This window comes from Streptomyces sp. CC208A (assembly GCF_030010625.1).
In the GTDB taxonomy this organism is placed as follows: Bacteria; Actinomycetota; Actinomycetes; order Streptomycetales; family Streptomycetaceae; genus Streptomyces.
Map to the genome: position 1 here is coordinate 1 of NZ_JASCXN010000019.1, position 25,620 is coordinate 25,620.

The window sequence follows — 25,620 nt, forward strand, 5'->3', positions numbered from 1 at the left end:
TTCTCCTTCGCCAGGACCGTAACCCTGGCATCAGGGACTCCACAAATCTCAGTACAGCTCACTCTCCTCACCGGCACGCCGATGGTCTGCCTCACCAGCACTGGCCCCGGCGAGGCCGTCGTCGAGGTCCCCGTCGACCACGTCGAGGAGGTGGTGGCCGGGATCCGGGACGCCGCCCGTACGGCCGCCGGACGCACCCTCACACCGCTGGAACACGACGCCGCATGGCACGCCGTGGAAGGCGCCGAAGATCCGGACCCCGGCACCATCCTTGCCGCCGTCCTCCGCGCCCTCCGCATCAACCCCCCGACCATCGAGGACGAGCAGGCCGCCAGCCCCCGGCGAATGCCCACCGCCGACAGCCCCGATGTCGTTGCGTACCGAGACAGCTGCCGCCCCCACGTCCTCCTCTGCCGTGTACACGGCACCGGGTGGTCCGGCATGACGCCGCTTACGGCCGACGCCCTCCCCGACGGCGGCATCTGCACCTGGGGGCGCCCCGGCCCGAACGAATGCGGGCGCGACGTCCTCATCCCCGCCACTGAGCTGGATGCCAGCCAGCCGGCCACCGACCCGCCCCTGTGCGTCTGGCAGGTCTACCGCGAGGACGAGGCCACCGCCTACAACCTCTACGGCACCCTCGACGGCGCAAAGCGGGGAGCCGTCCACTGCTGGGAGGAAGAAGAGAGCCCCCGCACCGACTACCAGTGGCGTCCCTTTGGTGACGGCTGGGAGCTCCTCGTCGGTGACGAGTGCTCCGGGATCGCCATCAACCGGCTGAACGTCTACGGCGCCCACTTCGCCGCCGCCCGCCGCATGGCCGAGGAGGGGCGATGACCCAGCCCAGCCCCGCCGACCAGCTCCGGGCCGCCGCCGAAGGTCTCCGCCTCATCGAGGACGACCTTCCCGGCTGGCTTCGGCCCCTCGGCGAACCTCTCGCTGACTGGCTCGATGCCACCGCCCGGGTCTACGACTCCCGCGACGAGGGAGCCCGCCTCACCTGGGGAAGCCTCACCCACCCCGACGCCGCCCGGTTCATCCAGGACGGTCCCGGGGGCGGAGCCGAAGCCCTTGCCGTCGCCCGAGCCATCACCGGAGACACCACATGACCCAGCCCGCCCCGACCGTCGGCAGCACCTGGCGGTCCCGCTACACCACCGGCCTCCGCGTCACCGTCACTGAGACCGACGGCACCCGCGTCCGGATCGCCGACATCGACCCCACCACCGGCCAGCCCCGCCCCCGAGGCCGCTGGGCCACCATCCGCCAGCTCGCCACCGCCTACAGCCAGGAGACGCCGTGACCGCTGCCTCGTACCCCGTCATCCGCTGCGACGGCGAGGAAAACCTCGGCGGCCCCTGCGACGCGGAGATCGGCCACCCCGACGCCGTCACCGCCACCGACGTTCGCCGCCTCCGCGCCGCCGACGGCTGGCACACCCGCCCCGGCGGACGCGACATCTGCCCCGAATGCTGGAAGGACGACATCCGATGACCCAGCCCCGGCACACGGCCGACAGCATCACCGACACGGCCCTGGACGCCCTGTACGCCGAGCTCGACACACTCCGCGCCGTCGCCCGCAGCAACCGCGACCACGTCCGCGCCATCGTCCCCGACCTCGAAGCCGCCATGCAGCGCGCCGATCAGGTTGAGGACCTCCTGCGCGTGGCCCACGAGACGTCCAACAGGTCCGAGGCCGAACGCGCCCGCGCCGTACAGCGCGCCGAGCGGGCCGAGGCCGCCCTCAACGCCGTGCGCGCCCTCCACGCCCCCGTCCAGTACGGGAAGTGGACCATCTGCGGCCACTGCTCCGGCTACGGCGACGGCAGTTGCGACAACGGCGCCGAGCCCCACCCCTGCGCCACCCTCCGAGCCCTCGACACCCACACCACACCCACGGACACCTGATGACCCGCGTCCCCCTCACCATCGACCGCCTCGTCGCCACCCCAACCGGCACCGAGCGCTACCTCGCCGCCGACATCGCCATCACCCTCGGCACCAGCCTCGACAAGCTCCCCGGCCTCCAGCTCACCGCCCGCCGCGACCGCCACAGCCGGCTCTACAACTGGACCCCCGGCACCACGGAGACCCGATGACCATCCAGCCTGGACAGACCTACACCACCTGCAGCGGCGGCCCCACCTCGGTCTACCCCGAGACCGTGGTCGTCCTCGCCCACGACCCTGGCAGCCGCACCGTTCGAGTCCGCCACGAGGAGTACCCCGCCCTCAAGTACGACATCCCCGCCAGCTACTTCCACGAGACCCAGACGACCAAGACCGGACGTCCCCGCATCACCGGCTACTACCTCACCGGTACCACCGACTGATCCGTCCACCCACCGGCCGCCCCACTCAGGGGCGGCCCGCACCACAGGAGCCACCATGACCGGCCCCAGCAGCACACCCCGCGGCGAGAAGGTGCCCGCACCCGGCGCCACCTGGGAGATCAGCGCCATCCAGCCGAACGGCCAGCAGCACGTCCCCGACAACGCCCCCCAGCCACGAGCCAACCGCGCCACCCGGCGAGCCGCACGCCGACGCAAGGAGAAGTGACCATGGCCATTCGCCCCAAGTTCTTCGTCGTCTGCGACGGCTGCGGAGTCTTCTACGAGGACGCAGGAGGCCACGACAACGGCCGCGAGGCAGAGATCGCCGCCTACACCGCAGGCTGGCGCGTCATCGCCCGGCAGAAGACAGACGGGAGCCCCAGCAAGCAGACCAACAACGTCTGCCCTCAGTGCCTCCCGGACTGGCAGGCCAAGCCCGCCACCGACACCTGGGCCAACCGCCGACGCTGATCAACGACGAAGGGGCGTGCCTTCGACCTCCCCAGGCCAGCACGCCCCTCACGGTGCAACCACCGTACCCGCCACACCTCCCGTACGGAGAGCGCCATGACCACCGCCACGCAGCTCCGCACCATCGCCCGCCTCTGGCCCGACCTCCACGACGCCCTCGGCACCCCCAACACCGGCCCCGGCTTCGGACTCGGCCTCCGCAACTACCTCGCCGCCGTCGACCAACCCGATGTGGCAGAGGCCGCCGTCCTCCGCATGCTCGAACGCTCCCCCGACCAGCTCGGCACCCGACCCATCCCCATCAGCCTCCGCGTCCTCGACACCATGCGCACCGTCGAAGCCGCCCTCCACGAGACCGCCGACCAGATCGCCAGCGCCAACCAGCACTCCGTCAACACCAGCCACCCCCACCGGTGGCGGTACACCGGACACCGCCCCGGAGCCCCCTGGACCGCCCTCTGGCTCTCCGCCCGAGCCGACGGCGTGTTCTGGCCCGGACGCCCCCTCACCGACCGCCAGCACCGCCACGTAGCCGCCGTAGCCCACAACGCCCTCGGCCGCATCGAGACCACCCTCGACCTCGCCCGACAGGTGCAGCAGCTCGACCCCGCCCACCCCTGCCAGTGCGGCGGCACCATCACCATCCGCGGCGGCGCCGGCGACCCACCCACCGGCCACTGCGGGGCATGCGGCGCCTGGTGGACCGAGAACGGCGTCAACGCCGCCTGAGCTGCACCTTTCCCGGCGCCGGGAAGTGGCCCAGGCACGACGTAGCCCCCGCCGGACAACCGGACGGGGGCTACGTGCTACTCGGAGGCCGGCGGCTAGGTGTCCTCGGCGAGGATCTGCCGGACGCGCCCGAAGCTGATGTCCAACTCCTTCGCGATCTGCCGGTACGTCATGCCTCCCTCGTGCATCTCCCGCACGGCCTGCTGCCGTTCACGCCTGACCCGCTCCTGTACGGAGCTGAGCATCTCCGTGAGCCGTCTCGCCCGAACCGCCGGCGGCTGGCCCACGGCGATGGCATCGATCGCGTCGAGCACGCGCTGCACCTCCTCTACCTCGTCCTCCATGTCCGTCCCTCCGGATGTCGGGAGGCGGATCCGCTTAGCCGTCTTGTGTAGTGAGCCTACACGCGTGTAGCGTTACTACACAACGGCTCGGAGCCCACCTCCAGCCGTACGCAAACGGCCCCGGCCGGAGTTCGCACCTCCGCCGGGGCCAGCCATCCCGCCTACCTACCAGGAGGAACAGCCATGCCCGAGCGTACCCAGACCAACCCGCCCACCATCACCCCCCCGACCAACCCGTACACCGACGCCGCGCAGACCGCCCACGAGCAGCACTGCGACCGCTGCCACACCCTCACCACCAGCATCACCGCCTTCCACACCGCGAATGCCACCTCCACGGCCCGCCGCGACCGCAAGCAGCTCGCCCTCCTCCTCGACGCCCACCCGGCCACCCGCACCGCCAAGGAGGAGGCCCGCCGTGTCTGACCGCACCCACCTCACCCAGCCCGACGAAGCCCTCCGCGAGGTCCGCCTCGACGACACCGTCCGCCAGGGCCTCCGCCTCATCGCCGACCGCCTCACCCACACCAAGCCCGGCCACCTCATGACCCCCGCCCAGCGCCTCGCCATCGCCCTCACCATCGCCGACACCACCCACCCCCACGACGAAGACGCCGCCGTCGAACTCGAACGCCAGCTCCTCCGCCGCATGCCCTTCGTCGACGGCAACATCGTCACCCGCGGCGAATACGCCCTCTGGCTCCACAAGACCTCCTGGAGCGCCTGATGCGCACCCCGCTCCTCATCCCCGCCATCACCCTCAGCGCCGGAAGCCTCGCCTGGACCACCTGGTCCCTCGTCGACCTCCTCGGCGCCGGACCCATCGGCCTCACCGTCGCCGCCGGCGCCGACATCATCTGGGCGTCCGTCATCGTCGCCGAAGCCCAAGGGCTCCGTATCGCCGGACGCCGCTGGACCGTGGCCGTCATCGGCTGGACAGCCCTCACCGCCGTGGTCGCGCTCCTCGTGTGGCACGGCCTGCACCGCGGCTCCCCCGCCATGGCCGCCGCCGGCCCCCTCCTCCCCCTCGGGGCGAAGGTGGTGTGGCTCCTCGCCATCACCGCAATGCGGGACCCCGCCGCCCTCACCCACGACGAGGAAGCCCGCCTCGCCGCCATGGAGCGCGGCATGCGGTTCGAGGAAGCCGAGCACCGCATCGAGCTCCGGCGCCGCGAGATGGCCGCCGAACGCCTCCTCGCCGACGTGTCCGTGGACTTCGAGATCGAGCTAACCCGGCAGGAGAAGGGCCGCGAGCTCGCCCGGCGAGCACCGATCGCGATCGCCCCGATCACCGGCGAGCAGCCCCCGATCACGCTCGCGAGCACCCCCGAGCAGCCCCACGCTTCGGAGCGCCCCGAAGCGCCCGCGACCAGCACGATCACCGATCGCGAGCAGAAGAGCATCAGCGAACTCGCCCGCGAGCACGTCGCGATCCACCCCACCAACCCCGCCGCGATCGACGCGATCTGCTCGCTCCGCCCCAACGCCGACCGACTGTCCGTCGGAGCCGCTGTTCGCCGCGCTCGCCGAGTGCTCGACGGAGGAACCTACCGATGATCACCCCCACCCTCGGCGGGCTCCTCTTCGGCTTCGCCTTCCTCGTCTGGGAACTCGCCGACTGGTTCCCCGGCATCAAACCGCTCCAGACCGACCTCGTCCGACAGCTCGGCCGCCTCCTCCCCTTCCTCCTCTCCTGGTGCGTCGGCGCCCTCACCGTCATGGTCGTCGGCGGCCTCGTCGGCTGGATCGGCGACACCGCCCTCTGGGGCCTCAACGTCTTCGGCGACGGCCTCCTCGTCTACGGCGTCGGCGCCCAGACCGGCACCGCCCCCGGCAGCACCGCAGCCCCCCTCACCCAGGGCGGCCTCCTCATCACCGCCCTGGTCCTCATCGGCTTCCTCGCCCGCCGCAAGTCCGGCGCCCGCAACTCCAAGTGGCGCGGCTGGGGAGCCGGCATCGGCCTCGGCCTCTCCGCAGGCGTCGCCCGCTACGCCGCCGTCCCCCTCGCCTCCGGCGTGAACCTCGCCGGGGCCTGGCTGACAGCAGCCGTCGCATGACCGCGGCCCCCGAGCCCGTCGAGCAGCCCGTGGGGGAGTCGGAAGGCTCCTCCCGGGTCGCCGGCGGCTGCGTCATCGCCATCGGTATCGGCGCCGCCCTCGGCATCGTCTACGCGATCCCGGACGTCGGCACCTACGCCGCTGGACTCGTCACCGCTGCCGCCGTCCGCAAGGGACGTGCCTGGGCCACTGGACGCCGCCAGAACCCCACTGTGGATGAGCCGATTGAGGATGAGCCCGTCAACATCGTCGCCGTCCTCCAGGCCCTCAGCGAAGACGGGAACGGGGTCCTCCTCACCGCCCTGAAGGACGCCGCCGGCCTACCCGACACGAAGGCCGTCCGCGCCCTCCTCAGCGAGGCCGGCATCCGGGTCCGCTCAGGAGTCCGCACCCCGGCCGGTAACGGCCCCGGCGTACACGGGAGCGACATCCCGGCCCCCTCCCCCGCCACTTCCGACCCCTCTCCCGAGCGTTGTTTGTGCAGCTCAGGGGCCACCAACGCCAACACCAACAACGGCCAGGAGGAGGGGCCCGGAGAGGGGCTTCACGCGGTACGCACTGACACCGGAGTCACCTACTACGACCCCGCCGAAACCCACCGCCGCCGTCACGCCGTCAGCCGCTGAAAGGAGCCGACGATGCCCCTTCGACAGCCCAAGCCCCAGCGCGACGACCCTCGCCTCAAGGGCCACGAGACCGTGTACACCGGCTCCCGAGGCGGCTGGGTCAAGCCCACCGACAATCCCGCCCCCGGCAAGCCGAAGAAGGGATGATGGACCGCATGGACGACCTCGTGCAGTTCCTCCGCGCCCGCCTCGACGAAGACGAGCAGACCGCCCGCGCAGCCGGTGGCGAACCCTGGACTGACGAAGAGGGGTTCGTTGACGCCGACCCCTGGTTCGAGCTCCCGAACGAGCTGGCGGCCCACGCATTGCGTCACGATCCCGCGCGGGTGCTGGCCGAGGTCGACGCCAAGAGGAAGTTGCTCGACCGCTACGACCGGGCTTTCGAGAACCGTCGCGCCCATCCCGACGACCTCGCATCCGCTGGCGCGCTCCTCGCGCTACACGGGGCCGTCGAACTCCTCGCCCTGCCCTATGTTGACCACCCGGACTACTGCGACAAGTGGCGGCCGTAGCCCGGCTTTGTCAGTGGGCAGTCGTACCGTAGGACTGTCATTGCGACGCTGCTGCTCAACCGAAGCCCCTGCCGAGCGTGGAACCCCGGCAGGGGCTTTCGCGTACCCGTTGCATAGACGAGACGTCTCGTCTACAGTCACAAGCAGATCCGGCATGCCCGGAAGCTGATGGGCGAGGGCGCAGTGGCCCCGGTCGATCCCCCCCCGACGACCGGGGCCACAGCCACGTCACGAGACGGACACACCGCCCACACAGCGGCCCCGAGCCCGGCACGCTGACCCGATGCGCATCAAACCCGCCCTCACCACTGCCAGCCTCATCGTCACCCTCACGCTCACCCTCACCGGATGCAGCTCCTACACCGTCAACGACTGCCGCAAGGCCCTCACGGACACCTCCACCGAGACCAACAGGCCCAAGGAGTGCCAGGACATCAGCCAGGCCGACTACGAAGCCCTCCTGATGAGCCGGGACCTCGACAAAGCCCTCGACGGCCTGAGCGACGAGGACAAAGACCTCCTCGACTACCACGACGACGGCCAGCTCAACGACAGCATCACCGGCGGCTAGACACCCAGGAGGCGCCCGTGGCCGGCAACCCCCGCAACGGGCGCCCCTACCGGCGTCTCGTCGCCGCACAGAAAGCCAAGGGCCTGCCCTGCGCACGCTGCGGCGGCTACATCAACCCCAACCTCGACCCGCGGTCCCCGTGGAGCTTCACGCTCGACCACATCGTCCCCCTCAGTCGCGGCGGCAGCCTCCTCGACCCCGCCAACGCCCGCTCGATGCACCGCCGCTGCAACTCGGCCCGAGGCAACCGCACGGCCGCCACAGCGCCGATGCGAGCCTCACGGAGGTGGTGAGCACCATGTCCCTCCTCCGCCGCATTGCCCAGCGCTGCGAGACCCACGACAGGCCGTCACAGCCCCGCATCCACGCACTGGAACAGCAGCTCGACATCGAGCCCAGCGCCACCCCGGAGGACCCCGTGGAGGCGTACAGCAACCCGGAGCTCGTCGACTGCGGCCACCGCTGGTGCCAGCAACGGAGGTGACGTCGTGCTGTACGTCGTCACCGGCCCACCAGCCGCAGGCAAGAGCAGCTGGATCCAAGCCCACGCCACCGCACGCGACATCGTCATCGACCTCGACCTCATCAGCCGGGCACTCTCCGGCCCCGGCGCACCCCAGTGGAACCAGGACCCCACCCTCCTACGCGTCGCCCACAAGGCCCGCTATGCGGCCATGCACGAAGCGTTCGAGCTCCGCGACAAAGTCGACGTCTACCTCATCCACACCATGCCCAGCCGCAAAGCCCTGGCCAAGTACAAGCGCCTCGACGCCGAGATCGTGGCCGTCGACCCCGGACGCGACATCGTCATGGCCCGCATCGAAGCCATGCGCTCCCCCGACATGGCCCGCGTCGCGTCCCGCTGGTACAGCCAGCGAAAGAACCTCCCCCGACCCCCCATGCCCCAGGCCTCCCGGCAGTGGTGACCTGATGCGGTCAGTCACCGTGCGCAGCCGCAGACAGTGACCACCAGGCCGGAAACCTCCCGCCGCCAGGGCGTCAAGGACCCCTGACCCTGGGAGCGGGTCGTTTCTTTGAGTACAGGACCGGGCGACCCACAAGCCCTTCTCGCCCGATTTTTTGCGCGGCCATTTGAAAACGCTATTTACCCGGCCTGCTGGGTCCGGGTGAATAGCGACTCTCTGTAATCGTCACTTTGAGTGAGGGGGTTCGGGTGATCGCCGATTCGGTCCGCGCGGAGCTTGACATCTTGGCCGTGACCAGTGTCTCCCCCGGTCTCGCAGCCTCGGCCGTCAAGCTCGCCGAGGCTCTCGACGCGCTCGGTCCCGGTGACGCTCCGACAGCACAGGCCGTCCTCGTCGACAAGCTTCACGCCGTCATGGTCCGTCTCCGCAGCCTCGCGCCCGTACAGGAAGAGGGGGACAGCGTCGATGACATCGCTCGCCAGCGAGAGAAGCGCCGCGCCGAAGCCCGCGAGCGGGCAGCCGGCCAGTAGCGGCACGGTCTACGGGTGGCAGACGCCGCCGATCGAAACGGCGCCTGCGGCCATCTCCACGGCCGGGCAGGAAGCTGTGGACCTTGCGCGGCGGGCGGGCCTGCACCTGGACCCGTGGCAGGAGCACATCCTGCGGGTGGGGATGGGCGAGAAGCCGGACGGCAGTTGGGCAGCGTTCGAGGTCGCGTTCAACGTCCCACGTCAGAACGGCAAGGGCGGCGCGATCGAGGCCCGCGAGCTGTGGGGGCTGTTCATCGGCGGCGAGGAGCTGATCCTCCATTCGGCGCACGAGTTCAAGACGGCAAAGAACGCGTTCAAGCGGATCGAGCGTCTGATCCGTCAGACCCCTGACCTGCACAAACGCGTCAAGACGTATCGGCAGACGGTGGGCGAGGAAGGCATCGAGCTGCACTCCGGGCAGCTGCTGCGATTCATCGCCCGGTCGAAGGGCTCGGGCCGCGGCTTCACCGGCCACCTCAACGTCATGGACGAGGACATGATCCTCGGCGACAACGAGATGGACGCACTGCTGCCCACCATGGCGGCCGTGCCGGATCCTCAGATCTGGTACGCAGGGAGTGCCGGTATCGGGTCTCCGTCGGTGCAGCTTGCCCGTCTGCGGCGTCGTGCGCTGGCCGCGATCGAGGCGGGGATCCCGGATCCGTCGCTGGCGTACATGGAGTGGTCGGCCGATCCTCACCGTGACGAGTGCCCGCCTGACTGCACGGCGCACGACGACTGGCAGAGCGATGAGGCGGTGCTGAAGTCGAACCCCGGTATCGGCTACCGGCTGACGCTGGAGAAGGTCGCGCGGGAGCGGGCGACGCTGAGCCGGGCCGGGTACATGCGTGAGCGTCTCGGTGTGGGTGACTACCCGTCCGACGGCACGGACACCTGGCAGGTCATCGGTGAGGACGCGTGGCGGGCCTTGGCGGATCCGAAGGCGAAGCCTGTCGGTCCGTACGCCTTCTCCATCGACGCGACCCCTGAGCGGGATCATGCGGCGATCGTGGTGGCGTGTACGTGGCGTGGTGGGACACACCTGGAGGTCATCGAGCACCGGCCCGGTATGGGCTGGGTGGTGGAGCGGGCCAAGCAGCTGCACGAGAAGTGGGGGCCGCGCTGCTGGGTCGTCGACGGCGGCGGCCCGGCTGGCTCGCTGATCCCGGACCTTGAGGAAGCTCTCGGAAGCACGGTGGTGCAGCCGAAGGCGCGGGAGATCGCGCAGGCGACCGGCCAGTTCTACGACGCGGTCGCCGACCAGTCCATCAGCCACTTCGACCCGCCGCCCCTGGCGGTGGCTCTGGCGGGCGCGCAGAAGCGCCCGTTGGGTGATGCGTGGGCCTGGGCTCGCCGCGGCGTGGGTGTGGACATCAGTCCGCTGGTGGCGGCCACGCTGGCGAAGTGGGGCCTGGGTGCCGAGGTCGAAGAGCAGCCCAACCGGGACATCTTGAGCAACGTGTGGTGAGAGGGGTGAGGGCATGAGCTGGTGGTGGCCCTTCCGCCGCAAGCAGCAGCAGCGGGCGATCTCGTACCAGGACGTGTGGGGATCCGGAGCGGACCAGGTGCTGCGGGGTACGTCTCAGGAACGTGCGCTGCGCCTGTCGCCCGTGTACGCGGCAACCAGGCTGCTGGCGGACTCGGTGGCGTCGCTGCCGCTGAAGACGTTCCTGGCGGTCGGTGAGACCCGCTGGCCGTCGCCTCTGCCGGAGCTGTTCCGGCATCCGGCCGCGGTGGGTACGCGGTATGACTGGCTGCATCGGGCGATGACGTCGCTGACGCTGCGCGGCAACGCGTACGGCCTGATTGTCGCCACGGACGCTGCGGGGTGGCCGACGCAGATTGAGTGGCTGCACCCCGACGACGTGTCCATCGAGGACAACCTGGCGCCGGTTCCGGTCTGGTACTACCAGGGTCGGCGGCTCGATGACGGGCAGATGTTCCACATCCCGGCGTACACGCTGCCTGGCCAGACCCTTGGCCTGTCGCCGATCGCGTACTTCGCCTCCACGACGGAGACGGGGCTGCTGGCTCAGCAGTTCGGGCGGGACTGGTTCGCGAACGGGTCGACTCCTGCGGCGGTCCTGGAGACCGACATGGAGGTCACCCGGGAGGCGGCAGACATCCTGAAGGCCCGGTTCAAGGAGGCTTCCGCAGGGCGTGACGTGGTGGCTCTAGGCGGTGGCGTGAAGTACCGGCCCATCAGCGTGCCGGCGAACGAGTCGCAGTTCCTGGAGACGATCAAGGCTACGGCGAATCAGGTGGCCGCGATCTACGGTGTTCCGGCCGAGAAGATCGGCGGGGAGACCGGCGGGTCTCTGACGTACAACACGGTCGAGCTGGACTCCATTGACTTCCTGTCGTGGACGCTGCGGCCGTGGCTGTCCCGGCTGGAGCTGGCGTTCTCGCAGCTCAGGCCCTCCGTGGAAGAAGTGCGGTTCAACGCGGACGCGATGATCCGGACCGACTTGAAGACCCGGTACGAGGCGCACGGCATGGCGCTGGACCAGGGCTGGCGGAACCGGGACGAGGTGAGGGCGATTGAGAACGAGGCTCCGCTGCCGAACGGTCTGGGGCAGACGTACCTGCCGCTGTCGTCGGCGATGTCCGTCAGCCTCGACCCCGAACAGGCCACGGCTCGTAACGTCGTCGAGATGATCCAGAAGGTGGGTAGCGGCGTGAACGTCATGCTCACAGCGGACGAGGCGCGGGCGATTCTCAACCAGGCGGGCGCCAACCTGGCCGGCCCCTATCAGGCTCCTACGGAGGACTCATGACCGAGCAAGAGCGTCGGTTCACGCGCGGCCTCGTGGAGGTCCGGGCGGCCGGCGAGCAGCCCCGTCAGATCGGCGGGTACGCGGCGAAGTTCAACCGGCTGTCGCAGAACCTCGGCGGGTTCGTCGAGCGGATCGATCCCGGGTTCTTCGCCAAGAGCGAGGGGGACGGCTGGCCGGAGGTGATGGCCCGCTACAACCACGACGACAACCGGCTCCTCGGTACGACGGAGGCCGGGACGCTGCGGCTCGTCGTCGACGGCACCGGGCTGGACTACAGCACCGACGTGCCCGCCTCCCGCGAGGACGTCCTGGAGCTCGTCCGCCGCGGCGACGTCCGCCGGTCCAGCTTCGCGTTCCGTACGTTCGCCGACGACTGGGGCATGACCGACGACGGGTTCCCGCTGCGGACCCTGCTGTCGGGCGCCCTGGTGGATGTGGCGCCGGTCAACACCCCGGCGTACATGGACACCTCGACCGGGCTGCGGTCCCTCGCGGAGAAGGCCGGGGCCGACCTCGCCGAGGTCCGGGCCGCCGCCGACACGGACGGCCTGGCCCAGTTCCTGGGGGCCAAGCCCCCGACCGTCATCGACCTCGCGCCGAGCGGGCAGGACGAAACCCACCCGCTCCTCGCGGTACGGCAGCGGCGCGCCGAGCTCATGCAGCGCCGCACCTTCTGAGGCAGGGCGACACCCACCTCGACAACCAACCCCCTGACACCCCTGGCCGCCGGCCCTGGGTGTCGTCGTCTTGCCCAAGGAGGGCAGCGTGTCTGAGTTCATCAAGCGGCTGCAGGAGCGCCGCGCCAACGTGTGGGAGCAGGCTAAGGAGCTCCTCGACGCGGCCGAGGCCGAAAAGCGGGAGCTGACGGCCGAGGAGGAGCAGACCTACCAGCGGCTCAACGCCGACCTCGACGCCATCGACGCCCGCGCCAAGGACCTTGCGGCGGCCGAGCAGCGCAACAGGGACGCCGACGAGGCGTTCCGGCAGCTCCTGGAGAAGGAGCCCGCCCCCGAGCACCAGCGCAGCGCCGCCGACCAGGAGACGCAGCGCGTCCGTGACTGGCTCACCGGCGCGTCCGGGAGCCGTGCCCTGGAGATCGGCCCGTCCCAGCGGATGCCGCTCGACCAGCGCACCCTGTCCAAGCTGACGGCCGGCGCCGGTGCGAACACCGTGCCAATCTCGTTCTACAACCAGCTCGTGCAGCACATGATCGAGACCTCCGGTGTTCTGGCCGCGGGGCCGACGGTGCTGCGGACCGCGACCGGCGAGCAGCTCCAGATCCCGAAGACGACCGCGCACTCCGCGTCCGCGGGCATCGTCGCCGAGGCGGGCACGCTGACGCCGAACGAGCCGACGTTCGGGCAGGTGTCCCTCGACGCCTACAAGTACGGCTTCCTGCTTCAGGTGTCGCACGAGCTCGCCAACGACACCGGCGTCGACCTCCTCGGCTACCTCGCCATGCAGGCCGGGCGCGCGCTCGGCAACGGCTTCGGCGCCCACCTCGTCACCGGCGATGGCTCGTCCAAGCCGAACGGCGTCCTCACCACCTCCACGCTCGGCGTGACCGGCGCCGCGTCGGTGGCCGGCGCGCCGTCTGCGGACGACCTGATTGACCTGTTCTACTCGGTCATCGCCCCGTACCGCATGTCGACCTCGTGCGGGTGGATGATGCGGGACGCGACGATCGCAACCGTCCGCAAGCTGAAGGACGGCAACGGCCAGTACGTGTGGCAGCCCGCCCTCACCCAGGGTTCGCCGGACACGATCCTCGGCAAGCCGGTCCACACCGACCCGAACATGCCGGCCGTCGCCCTCGGCGCCAAGAGCATCCTGTTCGGCGACTTCTCCACGTACTTCGTGCGGGAGGTCGAGACCGTGCGGTTCGAGCGGTCGGACGACTACGCGTTCAACACGGACCTGATCACCTACCGGGCGATCCTGCGCGGCGACGGCGACCAGGTCGACACCACCGGCGCGGTCAAGCACTTCATCGGCAACGCGGCCTGATCCGGCCTCTTCGAGGGGCAGGCCCTACACGGGCCTGCCCCTCCTTCAGGAAGGGAGTACGCGGGTGCGCGTGCGTATGAAGGTCAGCATCTCCGGGACCCGTGATGGGGCGGATTGGCCGGGCAAGGACGGCGAGGTGGACCTGCCGGACGAGGAGGCCACCCAGCTCATCCGCAACGGCGCAGCGGAGGCCGTGGCCGTCGGGTCGGTGGTGGAGACCGCGACCGTGCCGGACGACACCGAGACCGCGGCGCCGGTACGCCGGCGGGCGCAGGGCAAGAAGTAGGCGGTGGACGGTGGCGCTGCTGACGCTGGCTGAGGCGAAGGATCAGCTCGACATCACGACCACGACCAGCGATGCGGAGTTGCAACGGTACATCGACGCGCTGACGGCGCCGATCGAGCGGTTCGTGGGACCGGTGGAGAACCGGACGGTGACGGAGGTGATCGACGGCAAGACGCACTTCCTGTGCCTGTCGAGCGTCCCGGTCGTGTCGATCACGTCCATCACCCCGGCGCTCAGCGGCGGCGAGGCCATCGACCCCGGAGACGTCTTCCTCGACGGCGCCAAGGGAGTCGTACGGCGCCTCACCGGCGGCACGTTCTGCGGCGGCCTGTGGACGGTGGAGTACACCGCCGGCCGCGGCACGGTCCCGCCGACGATCCGGCTGGCTGCGGCGATCCTGCTGCAGCATCTGTGGCGTACCCAGTACGGGGCGGCCCGCGGGTCGGCCGGCGGCGGGGACGACTTTGACGTGAACGAGCCCATCATCGGCTTCGGCTACGCAATCCCGAACAGGGTGCTGCAACTGCTGGAGCCGTACCGAGTACCCCCGGGGGTGGCGTGATGGTGACCTCCCGGGTCCCGGCTGCGGTTGCGGCTCTCCTCGATGTCTTGCGCGCGGCGCCGTCCCTCGCCGAGGTGCACATCGAGGACGGCCCGACCGCAGTCAACCTCACCGACCGCGACCGGATCTATGTCGGCTGGCAGCCGAACGGTGAGGCCGGGGTGTCCCTGCAACAGGACTTCAACGCAGCGGGCGCGAGGACTCGTGACGAGTTCTTCACCATCGCCTGCTACGTGGAGTCGCGGGCGGGCGACAAGGACATGGCGGCCCGCCGCAGTAGGGCGTTCGAGATCCTCGGCGTGGTCGAGTCCGAGTTGCGGGCGTCGGAGGTATCGCCGGAGGCGCCCACCCTGAACGGGACGGTGCTGTGGGCTCACCTCACCCTCGGTGACCTGTACCAGGAGCAGCGTGAGGGCGCTATCGCGGGCGTGAATTTCCAGGTCACGTGCCGTGCCCGTATCTGATCAACCCCTAGCGAGGAGTACAGCGATGGCGCGTGTGCGCTTCATCGGCCCGGAGCCGGTCACCGTGCCGGAGCTCGGTGGTCGTGAGATCCAGCCGGATCAGGTGGTGGAGGTCCCGGACGCCAGGTTCGGGGGCTACGTCTGCCAGAAGGCGAAGTGGGAGCCGGTCGAGGAACCGGGCTCGAAGAAGACGGCGGCCAAGTCCGCGGCGAAGGAGGCGTGACATGGCGATCGGATCCGGTCTCGGCGCGCAGATCGGCATTGCGGCCGAGTCGACGTACGGCACGTACGTGGCGCCGACGCACTTCCCCGAGTTCACGTCGCAGTCGCTGATGCTGAAGAAGACCACGGCCCAGAGCACCGGCATCGCGGCGGGGCGTCTGATGGCGCTGTCGTCGCGGCGTGTGGTGACGCAGCTGGGTGTGTCCGGCAGCCTCAGCATGGAGGTCGCCAACCGCGGCATGGGGCTGCTGCTGCAGGCGCTGATGGGGACGACGGTCACGCCGGTGCAGCAGGGCGCGACGGCGGCGTACCTTCAGACCCACAACCTCGCGGACACGTGGGACAAGAGCCTCAGCATCCAGGCGGGCATCCCGCTGACGACCGGCACCGTCACGGACAAATCGTTCGTCGGCTGCAAGGTCGTGTCGGCGGAGTTCAGCTGTGAGGTCGGCGGCATGCTGACCGCGACGTTCGAGATCGACGGCAAGAACGTGTCGGAGTCGGAGACTCTGGCGGTGGCCTCGTACTCGTCGATGTCGCCGTTCCACTTCGGGCAGATGGGCCTGCTGTACGGCACGTACGGTGCTGAGACCGCGCTCGACGGCGTCCGCAAGGTGTCGGTGAAGATCGAGCGTCCGCAGGACACCGACCGCTACTACGCCAACCAGTCCGCGCAGAAGGCGCAGCCGATCCTGAACGACCTGACCAAGGTCACGGCCAGCATCGAGCAGGACTACGTGGCGACCACCATCGACGACCTCCACACCTCGGATGCGGCGACGTCGCTGGTGTGGGAGTTCATCGGCCCGGAGATCGCGCCGTCCTACAACGAGACGTTCCGGATCAAGCTGCCGGCGGTGAAGGTCGACGATGCGCCGCCGACGGTCGACGGGTACGGCGTGGTGCGGACCTCGTACAACCTGACCGGCCTGTTCGACGAGACGAACCCGGTGGCCATCGAGTACATGTCCGCGGACACCGCTCTGTAGGAGGACGCCATGGCCGTCGGCAGTGTGCAGATCACCGGGACGGGCCAGTTGCTGGATCTGTCGCGTCGGCTGCGTGCTGCTGGCGGCCCGCGGCTCCAGCAGAACCTGAACCGCAGGATCCGGCGTGCGGCTGAGCCGCTGTATACCGACATGCGGCAGACGATCCTGACTCTGCCTGTCAACGCGGATGGGCGGAAGTCGGGAAGTCGTGGCGGCCCGTCGCCGACGACGCGCCCTCTGCGGGCGACGATCGCGGGGGCGGTACGGCTGAGTGTCCGGGCTGGGCGGAGTCCGGGTGCTCGGGTGTGGATCGACCGGTCCGCGCTGCCGTCGGATCTGAAGAACATGCCGTGGGCGATGAACACGGCGAACGGCCGGATCCGGCATCCGGTGTTCGGCAACAAGAAGCGCTGGGTGAACCAGTGGACCACCCCGATGTGGTGGGACAAGGTCGTTGCCCGTCATACCCCCCGGATGCGTGCCGAGGTTGAACGGGTTCTCGGTGACGTACGCCGCACCATCACCTAGGAGCAAGAGTTGATCATCGTGTACAGCCCGCGTGGCGGGGAGGTTCAGCGGTTCGATGCCCGGCTGCGGGTGTCGGAGACTGTGCGCGCGGCACAGACCGTGGACCGGTCGTGGCCGGACATCCGGTCCAGCCTCGACGTCGACCGCGAGTCCATGCGCGTGGTCGCGTGGGTCGTGCAGAAGCGCGACCAGCCCGACCTCCGATACGGGGACTTCGACCCCTTCGAGGACGAGCTCGCGGTCAAGCTCGACCGGGACGAGGTGAGGCGCTACGCCGAGGCCCTCGCCGGTGCGGCGTGGCTGGAGAAGGACGCCACCACCGCGTCCGTCACGGCCCGCCTGCGGGGCGTCCCGCTCATCGCGGACGACCGCGAGCACGCCGAGCAGCTGGTCACCAGCCTGGCCGTGGCCCGCCCAAAAGACCATCCGTCCCCGGGCGAGCCGACGACCGGCCCGAGCGAGACACCCGAGCCCTGAGGCAGGAGTATCTCGGCCTGTTCGCTCACCTCCTCCACATCCCACCGGCCGCGGTCGACGACTTGTGGGTCGACGACTTCGAGGCCCTGGTCGCCTGGATCGACCAGCAACAAGCCCAGCAGAAGACCGGAGGTGAATGACCGTGGCGTCTGAGCGGTTGACGTTCCGGCTGGAGGGCCGGGACGACCTGTCCCGGGTCCTCGGGCATGCGGGGGAGTCTGCTGAGCGGCTGCGGGCCACGATGGAGGACGCAGCCGACGGCTCCGGGCGGGCGATCCTCACCCTCACCCAGGACGCTGACGGCCGCCTCCACGACATGGAGGGCCGGTTCGTGTCCACTGCGGACGCGGCCGCTCTGCTGGGTACCCGGGCCGGGGAGTCCGGGCGGCGCATCACCACGTGGGCGGACGCTGCCGACAGGGCCGGGGAGGCCGGGGAGGCGCTGGGCAAGGCGATCGCCACCCTCGCGCCGGCGGCGATTCCGGCCGCGGCGTCGCTGGCGCCGATCGCCCCGGCGATCCTCGGCGCGGCCGCGGCGGCGGGTGTCTTCGGGCTCGCGCTGGGCGGTCAGATCTCCGCCATGGGTGATGCGACGGAGGCAGAGGACAAGTACAACGAGGCCGTCGAGGAGTCCGGGAAGAACTCGGCGGAGGCAGCCAAGGCACAGGACGCGTACGCCCGGCAGATGGCGAAACTGCCCGAGCCCACCAGGCGGGCGGCCGCGTCGCTGAGCGTCCTGAAGGACGAGTACGCAGACTGGTCCGACGAGCTCGCCGACTTCACCATGGAGCCGGTCATCCACGGACTGGCCACAACGCAGGCCATCCTGCCCAAGCTCACCCCCATGGTGAAGGGCTTCGCCCTGGAGCTGGACCGCACGGTCACGATCGCGGCCGGCGGGGTCGCGTCGCCGGGGTTCGACGCGTTCATGGAGCGGATGGGCGACTTCTCCGCCGGGGTGATGGACCGGGTCAACGACAGTCTCCTCACGTTCCTGCGGACGCTGGACACCGACGACGTCGGCAGCGGCGTGTCCGAGTTCATGGCGTGGGCGCGCGAGCAGGGGCCGACGGTGCGGGAGATCTTCGCCAACCTCGGCGAGACCCTGATCAACCTGATCGACGCGTCGGCGGACATGGGCGTCACCATGCTCGATGTCGTCGCCGCACTCACGGAGCTGCTGGCCGCGGTGCCGCCGGACCTGATCGCGACGCTGCTGCAGCTCGCGATTGCGATCAAGGCGGTGACGCTGGCGACGACGACCATCGCCGCGGCGCGGGCCGCGATCGGTGCTCTGGCCACCCAGCTGATCGCGATGCGGACGGCTGCCGCCGGGGCGCCGGGCCCGCTCGCGGCAGCGGGTGCGGCCATCAGCGCGTTGTCGCGGACGGCGAAGATCGCGCTGCTGGGATCGGGTATCGGGATCCTCGCGGTGGTCATCGGGGAGATCGCGGCTGCGGGCGAGGACGCGCCGATCGACCTCGACAAGCTGACCCTGTCGCTGGCCAAGCTCGGCGACAGCGGCAAGCTGACCGGAGAGGCGCTGAAGCAGTTCGGCGCCGGGTTCGAGGAGCTGGACAAGCTGATCGGCGAGGTCGTCGATCCCAGCGTGGTGGAGAGCATCAACAACTGGGGTGCTGACATCACCGGCGGGTTCCTGGACGCCGGCGCGGCGACGGAGGAGTTCACCGAGAAGGTCGACGTCATCGACAAGGCGCTCGCCCAGCTGGTGTCAGCGGGAAACGGCGACCTGGCGGCGGCGTCGCTTCAGCACATGCTCGACAGCATGGACCCGCGGCGGGCCGACAAGCTCCGCAGCAGCCTCGACGACTACGACACCGCGTTGGAGAACGCAGTGTTCGAGCAGAAGCTGGCGGCTCAGGCGATGGGCGTGTTCGGTGCTCAGGCGCAGGAGACGCAGGAGAAGCTCGACGAGCAGAAGCGGTCGGCGGACGGGTTGCGTCAGGCGATCTTCGCCCTGAACGAGACGAACCGGGACGCGGTCTCGGCGATGGCCGACTTCGAGGGTGCGATCGACGCGGCGACGAAGGCGATCGAGGACAACGGCCGGTCGCTGAAGTACACGAACGGCGAGCTCGACCTCGGAAGCGACAAGGCGCGGAAGAACTTCCGGGCGCTCAACGACCTTGCGGGCAAGGCCGAGGCCGCTGCCGCAGCCGCGATCGAGCAGGGCCGGTCGCAGGCGTACGCCAACGGCATCCTCGACCGGGGCCGCGACGAGCTGATCAAGGTCGCGCGGCAGATGGGTCTGAACACGGACGAGGCCAAGAAGCTCGCCGATCAGATCCTGAGGACTCCGGACAAGACGGCCCGCCTGAAGGGTGATCTGTCGGACCTGGAGCGGAAGCTCAACACGGCCAAGGACAAGCTGAAGAAGGTCCCCGACTCGAAGAAGGCTGCTATCCGTGCGGAGATCTCCCAGCTGGAGAAGGCCATCGCGCAGGCGCGGATCAAGCTGAACTCGCTCGACGGCATGACGGTCCACACCTACATCGTCACCGAGCAGCGGATCACCCAGACCCAGACCGGCGAATCCCACCGGCAGGGCAAGGTCGGCCACTACGCCACGGGTGGTCAGATCGGCCGTCCTGGCGGCGGCGGCATGGTGAGGGGCCCGGGTACGGGCACGTCGGACTCCATCCTCGCGTACGTATCGGCGGGCGAGTACGTGATCCGGGCAGCGGCCGTAGACCGGTACGGCGTCGGCCTGTTCGACGCCCTCAACTCCGAGCTCGTGGGTACAGCTCGTGACCCGGGCCGTGTGCTGGCGGGGATGCCGGCGCGGCAGGTACGTCCGGGCCGGGCGGCGGCGCCGGCGACGGGGGCGACGATTACCGCGAACATCAAGATCACGGATGCCATGGACCCGGTGCGGGTCGGGCAGGAGGTGCAGCGCGTGCTGCTCCGGTTGAAGCGGACGAACGGCCGTGACGGCGATCTGGGGGTGGGCTAGTGACGCGGGTGACGGTGCAGGCCGGGTTCGGGTACTCAGCCGTGGACCCAGGCATCGTGTGGACGGACATCACCCAGTGGGTGGAGATCGCGGGTGGCGGCCAGATCACCATCACCCGCGGCGCGTCGGACGAGCGTGCGGACGTCCAGACGGGGACGCTGTCGCTGGAGCTCGACAACGCCGACGGCCGGTTCACCCCGGGGTCGGCGTCGTCGCCGTACTTCCCGGACGTACGGCGCAACACCCCGATCCGGGTGATCACCACGACTCTGGTCGGGAAGAACTGGCTGACCGGCGCATCCTTCGAGAACAACTCCCACGGCTGGGTACCGGATCCGGCCGCGCCGCCGCAGGCGTCCGCCCGGGACACCGCGCATCATCTGGCGGGCTCGTGGGCCATGAAGGTGACGTGGGCCGGGACGGGCACGGGCGGCGCGCTGCAATGCCCCCTGTACGGGCTGACGATCGGCGCCCAGTACACGGCCTCCGCCTACGTGTACGTTCCGGCCGGCAGTCCGGCGGTGGTCATCGACATCGACGGCACGCACGTGTCGGCACCGTCCACGCTGACGGACACGTTCGAGCGGCTGACGGTGACGTGGACGACGACCTCGGCGTCGGCCGCCATGCGGATCACGACCGCATCGTCCCCGCCGGCCGCAGGGACGATGGTGTGGATGGACCAGGCGCAGGTGGAGGAGGGCGCCTCGGCGACGACATGGTCGTCGTCGGTCGCGGCGCATCACCCGCGGTTCTTCGGCATGGTCACCAGCTGGCCGATGTCGTGGGAGGGCCTGCACTCGACGGTGATGCTCACCGCGTCGGACATGCTCAAGTGGCCAAGCAGGCGCCCGGCGCTGGGGCCGATGCTGGTGGAGGAGGTCCAGAGCGACGGAGCCAAGCTGTACTACCCGCTCAGCGAGCCGGAGTCGTCGGTATCAGGCGGGGACCAGTCCGGCTTGTCGCGACCGTCGCTGACAATCCGGCAGTCCGGCGTGGGCGGCACGCTGGCATTCGGCACGGGCGTGGGCCCGCCGTCGGACGACCTGGCCACACCGATCTTCACCCCGGCGTCCGCGACCGCAGGCAAGAGCCTGCAGTGCCTCATCGGGTATCTGCTCACCTCAGACGGATCGACCGGAACCCCGATCCCCGGTGACCAGGTGTACGAGGCGTGGTTCGCCACCAGCACGTCCGGCCGCTGCTTCATGTACTGGTCGGATGCCGACGCGCCCGCGTTCGAGGCCGGGATCTACTTCATGCTGGAGGCGGGCACCGGCAAGCTCCAGACCGTGGAGTTCTCCTCACTCGGCACCACCACCCTCACCGCGGCAACGCCGAACCTGGCGGACGGGTCCGCTCACCACCTGGTGTGGGACGAGGAGTCCGGGGACGTGTGGGTGGATGGCGTGCAGTACGCCATCGGCACCGGCGCCCACACGGACATGCGGCTCCTCACCGTCGGCTCCACCGCCGGCTACTCCGGGTTCCCGGGAACGGACGGTGATCTGCACTGGTCGGGGACGATCAGCCACGTTGCCGCCTATGTCCGCAACGGCCTTGATGGGCCGGGTCCCACGATCGCGGAGATCGTGGACCACTACGGGGCCGGGATCAACGGGCATGCGGGTGAGCTGTCGTCGGATCGGATGTCCCGGCTGGCGGGGTACGCGCGGATCCCGTCCGTCACCTCTCAGGGCATTTTCTCGGCGGTGGCGTCTCAGGGGATCCTCGGCTCGTCGCCGCTCAGCCACATGCGGGACGTGGAGCGCACGGAGAACGGGCGCCTGTTCGCGGACCGCGCTTCGGCGGGGCTGGTGTTCCAGTCGCGGACGGTCCGCTACAACCCGGCGTCCGCGGTGACCCTGGCGTACGCCGACCTGGAAACCCCCGACGTGGTGTTCTCCGACGATGACCAGAAGCAGGTCAACCTCGTTGAAGCGGCCCGCCCTGGCGGCGCGACGCAGCGGATCCAGGACCCCGACTCGATCGCCCGGGACGGAATCTACGAGCAGCAGCTCGACGTCCTCAAGACCTCCGACGAGGAGGTTGTGCACGCGGCTACGTGGCTGGTCATCCGGTACGCCGACCCGCAGCCGGAGATCCGGCAGCTCCCCGTCGAGGCATCGACCCTGTCGGTGGCGACGTACCGGGCGCTCCTCAACGCGGACGTCAGCAGCGTCATCACGGTGACCTCCCTCCCCGACGAGGCACCGTCGCCGACCGTGACCGCCATGGTCGAGGGCTACGTCGAGCAAATCCGGGAAGGTCAGCACCTCATCGACTTCCACACGTCGCGCGCGGACATCGGGGCGGTGTGGGTCCTCAACGACTCCACCTACAGCGTCCTCGGCAGTACTACGCGGTTGGCTTATTGATCTTCAACCTGCGGGCGCTGGCGCCGAGCCTGCATGCGAAGCCGATTGCACTCACGGCAGTTCCACCCCTTGGCATACTTCCGCCCGAACTCCGCCCTCGAATGCCCCGCAGGACAGGTTGTTTGCTCCAGCTTTGGGTGCGATACGTATCGAGCCTTCAGCTTGATCCTGTTGCACTCGGCGCACCAACGCTTGCCTCGGGAGTCGATACGCCCGTGCTGTTCGCGGGAGTGCCCTTGAGGGCACGCTTCCCTCCCCGCGTATCGAACGGCCAGCCCGCGTTCGACGTTGGCGGAGTTCGTGGCTGGTACGCAGTGATGCGGGTTGCAGCACCATCCGTTGTCGCAGGCTATGTGATCGAGGGTCAACCCGTCCGGAATCGGGCCGACCAGCCAGGTGTAGAGCAGGCGGTAGACGTACCACGGCTTCTGCTCGAAGTTGACCTGCGGACGTCCCTCCTTGGTGTGGCTTCCCGTCCAACGCCAGCAGTCTTCCGACATGTCGACTCGGGCCATTACGGACTTGCGCGTGTTGGGGCTCATTCATTCAGTGAATCGAGACTAGTCGTCTTTCCGTGCACATACTGAAAGGAGCGCCCGTGGCGATCCTCCGCGCCGAGACGTTCTACCTGCCGCCGCCTCACCTGCCAGCCGACGCGTGGGCGGGCGAGCCTCCGGCGATGCTCGCGGCCCGCTGGTGGGAGGAGCGACAGCAGCGGCGCATCCTCGTCGGCGACGGGGTGCTGCTGGAGCCGGTATACGCCCAGATCAACCACGGCCGCTGGGTCGCCTCCTGCGCGTGCGGGTCGGCGCAGATCGTCACCCCAGCCGACCCCCGCATGTGGTGCGTGGAGTGCGGAACCGGCTGGTGGCAGCTCGTCTTCCCACCCGACCCGGCCGCCGTCGAAACCGCTCTCGACGGCCTGCCCGCCGCCGAGCAGAACTGGTGGGCCGAGACCGACCTGTCCGATCCGACCCGCCCAACCCTGGAGGTCTGACCCATGGCCCTGGCAGTACCCCGCACCTGGGTCGTCGGCGAGGTCGTGACCGCCGCGTACATGAACGCGGAGATCCGCGATCAGTGGAACGACATGATCGCCGGATGGACGGCGTACACGCCGGCGTGGACCGGCAGCACCAGCAACCCGTCCCTCGGCAACGGGACGATCACCGGCCGGTACAAGGTCGTCGGCAAGGTCTGCACGGTCATCGTGGAGCTGGTGATGGGCACGACCACCACGTTCGGTACCGGCTACTGGCTGCTGTCGCTGCCGTTCACCGCCGCCAACCCGGGCAGCACCAGCTCGAACTTTGCGTGGATCGGGACGGCACGAGGCCACTCGGCCACCACCTGGTACATCGGCGCCACCGCGGTCACGAAGAACGGCAGCACTATGAAGATCCACGAGGACAGTGCGGGCGCCGAGTGGTCGGCGACCCGGCCCCACACGTGGGTCGCTGCGGCCAGCAACTACTTCCAGGCCCAGGTCACCTACGAGACCGCCTGACCCTGCCCCACCCCTGTCCGCCCCGCGCCGCTGGCCGGGGCTTCGTCATACCTGGAGGCCCCATGCCCCATCCGACCCCGGCCGTCGGCCGGATCGTGCACTACGTCAGCTACGGCACACCGGGCGGCGAGTACACCTCGCAGTGCCGCGCCGCGATCATCACGGCCGTGCACGGGCCGTTCCTCGTAGACCTCGCGGTCCTGAACCCCGGGGGCATGTTCTTCAACCGCGAGGTGACCCACGGAGAGCCGCGACACGACGGCTCCTACGAGGGCGGCGCCTGGCACTGGCCGGAGCGCGTCTGATGGCCTGGTACCCCGGCGCCATCAAGATGGAGTTGCAGCCGGAGTCCGATCAGCAGCCGGCCATCCGGCCGACGCAGTTCATCGTCCACTCGATCATCGCGCCGTGGACGGCTCGGCGGACGTACGAGTACTGGCGCGACTCGACGAACCTGGAGTCCCACTTCGGGCTCGGCTACAAGGGCGACCTTGGGCAGTACATCGGTACCGAGACTCGGGCGGATGCCAACTACCGGGCGAACCGGCGGGACGACGGTACGGGCGCCGTGTCCATCGAGACCGCCTCCAACACGTCCGGCTCGGACCCGTGGACACCGGCGCAGGTCGAGCAGCTCATCGAGCTCGGCGTGTGGCTGCACGAGCGGCACGGGATCCCGCTGCGGATTTGCCGCACCCACGACGACCCGGGGTTCGGCTACCACCGGCTCCACCCCGAGTGGGCCGCCTCGGGCACCTCGTGCCCGGGGGACGCCCGCGTGAAGCAGTTCCGAGAGGTCGTGTTCCCGGGCATCGTCGCCCGCGCGACCGGCACCGAGGAGGACGACATGACCCCCGAAGAGCGCAAGCTCCTCACCGACACCGCGGCCGCTGTGAAGCGGATCGAGGCGAAGCTGTCGATCAGCCCGTGGCTGTACAAGCAGCCCGGCATCCCGGACACACGGGACATGAACCAGATCCTGCGCGACATCGACAAGGCGGTCCGCGGCCTCAGGGTGGACGGGCTCACCCCGGCCCAGACCGACGCCCTCGCCAAGAAGCTCGCGGCCGAGCTCGCCGCACGACTCGCTAACTGAACGGAGCCATCGTGAACCGTCTGATCCTCGACACCGTCGAGCGCACCATCGGCACCTACGCCGTCACCTTCCTCGGCCTGCTCCTCGCGGACGGCTTCGACCTCACCGACGTGGGCGCGCTGAAGGCCGCGGCGATAGCCTCCGTTCCGGCTGCCCTGTCCGTGGTGAAGGCCGCAGTCGGCTCGCTGTTCGGTGACCGGGCCACCGTCGGGTGGGTGCCGCGGGTCCGCTCATGACGCCGGCGGAGTCGGGG

At 69.7% G+C, this 25,620-nt stretch carries 41 protein-coding genes; 40 read left to right on the forward strand and 1 reads right to left on the reverse strand.

Annotated features, from left to right (window positions below):
* From QK442_RS20600 to QK442_RS20645, 10 genes are all read left to right on the forward strand, one after another.
* Nucleotides 1-837, forward strand: an 837-nt coding sequence (locus tag QK442_RS20600) for a hypothetical protein (RefSeq protein ID WP_282695466.1), incomplete at its 5' end; no start/stop codon positions are given.
* A complete protein-coding gene (locus tag QK442_RS20605) occupies nt 834-1,109 on the forward strand; it encodes a hypothetical protein (protein WP_282695467.1) in 276 nt (91 codons plus the stop codon). The genes QK442_RS20600 and QK442_RS20605, both read left to right, overlap by 4 nt.
* Entirely contained in the window at nt 1,106-1,303 is a 198-nt protein-coding gene (locus QK442_RS20610) for a hypothetical protein (protein WP_282695468.1), read from the forward strand. The genes QK442_RS20605 and QK442_RS20610 overlap by 4 nt, the downstream gene beginning before the upstream one ends.
* On the forward strand, nt 1,300-1,494 hold the full coding sequence (locus QK442_RS20615) for a hypothetical protein (protein ID WP_282695469.1): 195 nt from the start codon (nt 1,300-1,302) through the stop codon (nt 1,492-1,494). The genes QK442_RS20610 and QK442_RS20615 overlap by 4 nt, the downstream gene beginning before the upstream one ends.
* The gene (locus QK442_RS20620) at nt 1,491-1,910 is read left to right on the forward strand and encodes a hypothetical protein (protein ID WP_282695470.1); all 420 of its coding nucleotides are present in this window, start codon (nt 1,491-1,493) and stop codon (nt 1,908-1,910) included. The genes QK442_RS20615 and QK442_RS20620 overlap by 4 nt, the downstream gene beginning before the upstream one ends.
* Nucleotides 1,910-2,101: a hypothetical protein gene (locus QK442_RS20625; protein WP_282695471.1), complete on the forward strand. Its 192-nt coding sequence runs from the start codon at nt 1,910-1,912 to the stop codon at nt 2,099-2,101. The genes QK442_RS20620 and QK442_RS20625 overlap by 1 nt, the downstream gene beginning before the upstream one ends.
* Nucleotides 2,098-2,334 carry a hypothetical protein gene (locus QK442_RS20630; RefSeq protein WP_282695472.1) on the forward strand — a complete coding sequence of 79 codons (237 nt, stop codon included), beginning with the start codon at nt 2,098-2,100 and terminating at the stop codon, nt 2,332-2,334. The genes QK442_RS20625 and QK442_RS20630 overlap by 4 nt, the downstream gene beginning before the upstream one ends.
* A gap of 55 nt (nt 2,335-2,389) precedes the next feature.
* Nucleotides 2,390-2,560, forward strand: a complete 171-nt coding sequence (locus QK442_RS20635; protein ID WP_282695473.1) for a hypothetical protein — start codon at nt 2,390-2,392, stop codon at nt 2,558-2,560.
* Nucleotides 2,561-2,562: 2 nt separating this feature from the next.
* Entirely contained in the window at nt 2,563-2,805 is a 243-nt protein-coding gene (locus QK442_RS20640; protein ID WP_282695474.1) for a hypothetical protein, read from the forward strand.
* Nucleotides 2,806-2,901: 96 nt separating this feature from the next.
* The gene (locus tag QK442_RS20645) at nt 2,902-3,534 is read left to right on the forward strand and encodes a hypothetical protein (protein WP_282695475.1); all 633 of its coding nucleotides are present in this window, start codon (nt 2,902-2,904) and stop codon (nt 3,532-3,534) included.
* Between the two features lie 95 nt (nt 3,535-3,629).
* Here QK442_RS20645 and QK442_RS20650 read toward each other — a convergent pair whose 3' ends face one another.
* Nucleotides 3,630-3,878 (reverse strand): helix-turn-helix domain-containing protein, encoded by a 249-nt coding sequence (locus tag QK442_RS20650; RefSeq protein WP_282695476.1) that lies wholly within the window; start codon nt 3,876-3,878, stop codon nt 3,630-3,632.
* 183 nt (nt 3,879-4,061) lie between these two features.
* On the opposite strand from QK442_RS20650, the gene QK442_RS20655 reads away from it, so the two are divergent.
* The 30 genes from QK442_RS20655 to QK442_RS20800 all read left to right on the forward strand — a co-directional run bounded on the left by QK442_RS20655 (nt 4,062) and on the right by QK442_RS20800 (nt 25,603).
* Complete coding sequence (locus QK442_RS20655; RefSeq protein WP_282695477.1) at nt 4,062-4,304, forward strand: hypothetical protein; 243 nt, start codon at nt 4,062-4,064, stop codon at nt 4,302-4,304.
* The gene (locus QK442_RS20660; RefSeq protein ID WP_282695478.1) at nt 4,297-4,605 is read left to right on the forward strand and encodes a hypothetical protein; all 309 of its coding nucleotides are present in this window, start codon (nt 4,297-4,299) and stop codon (nt 4,603-4,605) included. Before QK442_RS20655 ends, QK442_RS20660 begins: the two co-directional genes overlap by 8 nt.
* Nucleotides 4,605-5,435 carry a hypothetical protein gene (locus QK442_RS20665; RefSeq protein ID WP_282695479.1) on the forward strand — a complete coding sequence of 277 codons (831 nt, stop codon included), beginning with the start codon at nt 4,605-4,607 and terminating at the stop codon, nt 5,433-5,435. Before QK442_RS20660 ends, QK442_RS20665 begins: the two co-directional genes overlap by 1 nt.
* Nucleotides 5,432-5,935 carry a hypothetical protein gene (locus tag QK442_RS20670; protein ID WP_282695480.1) on the forward strand — a complete coding sequence of 168 codons (504 nt, stop codon included), beginning with the start codon at nt 5,432-5,434 and terminating at the stop codon, nt 5,933-5,935. The genes QK442_RS20665 and QK442_RS20670 overlap by 4 nt, the downstream gene beginning before the upstream one ends.
* Complete coding sequence (locus tag QK442_RS20675) at nt 5,932-6,561, forward strand: hypothetical protein (protein WP_282695481.1); 630 nt, start codon at nt 5,932-5,934, stop codon at nt 6,559-6,561. The genes QK442_RS20670 and QK442_RS20675 overlap by 4 nt, the downstream gene beginning before the upstream one ends.
* A gap of 12 nt (nt 6,562-6,573) precedes the next feature.
* Nucleotides 6,574-6,708, forward strand: coding sequence for a hypothetical protein (locus QK442_RS20680; protein ID WP_282695482.1), 135 nt, complete (start codon nt 6,574-6,576; stop codon nt 6,706-6,708).
* Nucleotides 6,709-6,716: 8 nt separating this feature from the next.
* Complete coding sequence (locus tag QK442_RS20685; protein WP_282695483.1) at nt 6,717-7,073, forward strand: DUF6221 family protein; 357 nt, start codon at nt 6,717-6,719, stop codon at nt 7,071-7,073.
* Between the two features lie 283 nt (nt 7,074-7,356).
* Nucleotides 7,357-7,644, forward strand: coding sequence for a hypothetical protein (locus QK442_RS20690; protein ID WP_282695484.1), 288 nt, complete (start codon nt 7,357-7,359; stop codon nt 7,642-7,644).
* Between the two features lie 17 nt (nt 7,645-7,661).
* Complete coding sequence (locus QK442_RS20695) at nt 7,662-7,937, forward strand: HNH endonuclease signature motif containing protein (protein WP_282695485.1); 276 nt, start codon at nt 7,662-7,664, stop codon at nt 7,935-7,937.
* A complete protein-coding gene (locus QK442_RS20700) occupies nt 7,934-8,128 on the forward strand; it encodes a hypothetical protein (RefSeq protein WP_282695486.1) in 195 nt (64 codons plus the stop codon). Before QK442_RS20695 ends, QK442_RS20700 begins: the two co-directional genes overlap by 4 nt.
* Before the next feature lie 4 nt (nt 8,129-8,132).
* Nucleotides 8,133-8,570 carry an AAA family ATPase gene (locus tag QK442_RS20705; RefSeq protein ID WP_282695487.1) on the forward strand — a complete coding sequence of 146 codons (438 nt, stop codon included), beginning with the start codon at nt 8,133-8,135 and terminating at the stop codon, nt 8,568-8,570.
* A 290-nt stretch (nt 8,571-8,860) separates the two neighbouring features.
* On the forward strand, nt 8,861-9,100 hold the full coding sequence (locus tag QK442_RS20710) for a hypothetical protein (RefSeq protein WP_282695605.1): 240 nt from the start codon (nt 8,861-8,863) through the stop codon (nt 9,098-9,100).
* Nucleotides 9,036-10,568: a terminase gene (locus tag QK442_RS20715; protein WP_282695488.1), complete on the forward strand. Its 1,533-nt coding sequence runs from the start codon at nt 9,036-9,038 to the stop codon at nt 10,566-10,568. Before QK442_RS20710 ends, QK442_RS20715 begins: the two co-directional genes overlap by 65 nt.
* Nucleotides 10,569-10,581: 13 nt before the next feature.
* The gene (locus tag QK442_RS20720) at nt 10,582-11,877 is read left to right on the forward strand and encodes a phage portal protein (RefSeq protein WP_282695489.1); all 1,296 of its coding nucleotides are present in this window, start codon (nt 10,582-10,584) and stop codon (nt 11,875-11,877) included.
* Nucleotides 11,874-12,554 (forward strand): HK97 family phage prohead protease, encoded by a 681-nt coding sequence (locus tag QK442_RS20725; protein ID WP_282695490.1) that lies wholly within the window; start codon nt 11,874-11,876, stop codon nt 12,552-12,554. The genes QK442_RS20720 and QK442_RS20725 overlap by 4 nt, the downstream gene beginning before the upstream one ends.
* 88 nt (nt 12,555-12,642) lie before the next feature.
* Nucleotides 12,643-13,884, forward strand: a complete 1,242-nt coding sequence (locus tag QK442_RS20730; RefSeq protein ID WP_282695491.1) for a phage major capsid protein — start codon at nt 12,643-12,645, stop codon at nt 13,882-13,884.
* A 64-nt stretch (nt 13,885-13,948) separates the two neighbouring features.
* The gene (locus QK442_RS20735) at nt 13,949-14,170 is read left to right on the forward strand and encodes a hypothetical protein (protein WP_282695492.1); all 222 of its coding nucleotides are present in this window, start codon (nt 13,949-13,951) and stop codon (nt 14,168-14,170) included.
* Between the two features lie 10 nt (nt 14,171-14,180).
* A complete protein-coding gene (locus QK442_RS20740; protein ID WP_282695493.1) occupies nt 14,181-14,732 on the forward strand; it encodes a hypothetical protein in 552 nt (183 codons plus the stop codon).
* Nucleotides 14,732-15,196 carry a hypothetical protein gene (locus QK442_RS20745; RefSeq protein WP_282695606.1) on the forward strand — a complete coding sequence of 155 codons (465 nt, stop codon included), beginning with the start codon at nt 14,732-14,734 and terminating at the stop codon, nt 15,194-15,196. The genes QK442_RS20740 and QK442_RS20745 overlap by 1 nt, the downstream gene beginning before the upstream one ends.
* 25 nt (nt 15,197-15,221) lie before the next feature.
* Nucleotides 15,222-15,419 (forward strand): hypothetical protein, encoded by a 198-nt coding sequence (locus QK442_RS20750; protein ID WP_282695494.1) that lies wholly within the window; start codon nt 15,222-15,224, stop codon nt 15,417-15,419.
* Between the two features lies 1 nt (nt 15,420).
* The gene (locus tag QK442_RS20755; protein WP_282695495.1) at nt 15,421-16,407 is read left to right on the forward strand and encodes a phage tail tube protein; all 987 of its coding nucleotides are present in this window, start codon (nt 15,421-15,423) and stop codon (nt 16,405-16,407) included.
* A gap of 9 nt (nt 16,408-16,416) precedes the next feature.
* Nucleotides 16,417-16,935 carry a hypothetical protein gene (locus QK442_RS20760; protein ID WP_282695496.1) on the forward strand — a complete coding sequence of 173 codons (519 nt, stop codon included), beginning with the start codon at nt 16,417-16,419 and terminating at the stop codon, nt 16,933-16,935.
* Between the two features lie 9 nt (nt 16,936-16,944).
* A complete protein-coding gene (locus tag QK442_RS20765; protein WP_282695497.1) occupies nt 16,945-17,412 on the forward strand; it encodes a hypothetical protein in 468 nt (155 codons plus the stop codon).
* 136 nt (nt 17,413-17,548) lie between these two features.
* A complete protein-coding gene (locus QK442_RS20770; RefSeq protein WP_282695498.1) occupies nt 17,549-20,386 on the forward strand; it encodes a hypothetical protein in 2,838 nt (945 codons plus the stop codon).
* 41 nt (nt 20,387-20,427) lie between these two features.
* Nucleotides 20,428-22,764: a hypothetical protein gene (locus QK442_RS20775; RefSeq protein WP_282695499.1), complete on the forward strand. Its 2,337-nt coding sequence runs from the start codon at nt 20,428-20,430 to the stop codon at nt 22,762-22,764.
* Between the two features lie 598 nt (nt 22,765-23,362).
* Complete coding sequence (locus QK442_RS20780) at nt 23,363-23,761, forward strand: hypothetical protein (RefSeq protein ID WP_282695500.1); 399 nt, start codon at nt 23,363-23,365, stop codon at nt 23,759-23,761.
* A 3-nt stretch (nt 23,762-23,764) separates the two neighbouring features.
* Nucleotides 23,765-24,271 (forward strand): hypothetical protein, encoded by a 507-nt coding sequence (locus tag QK442_RS20785; protein WP_282695501.1) that lies wholly within the window; start codon nt 23,765-23,767, stop codon nt 24,269-24,271.
* A 62-nt stretch (nt 24,272-24,333) separates the two neighbouring features.
* Nucleotides 24,334-24,576, forward strand: a complete 243-nt coding sequence (locus QK442_RS20790) for a hypothetical protein (protein ID WP_282695502.1) — start codon at nt 24,334-24,336, stop codon at nt 24,574-24,576.
* Nucleotides 24,576-25,367, forward strand: a complete 792-nt coding sequence (locus QK442_RS20795; RefSeq protein ID WP_282695503.1) for an N-acetylmuramoyl-L-alanine amidase — start codon at nt 24,576-24,578, stop codon at nt 25,365-25,367. The genes QK442_RS20790 and QK442_RS20795 overlap by 1 nt, the downstream gene beginning before the upstream one ends.
* Before the next feature lie 11 nt (nt 25,368-25,378).
* Nucleotides 25,379-25,603: a holin gene (locus QK442_RS20800; protein WP_282695504.1), complete on the forward strand. Its 225-nt coding sequence runs from the start codon at nt 25,379-25,381 to the stop codon at nt 25,601-25,603.
* The last annotated feature ends 17 nt before the right edge of the window (nt 25,604-25,620 follow it).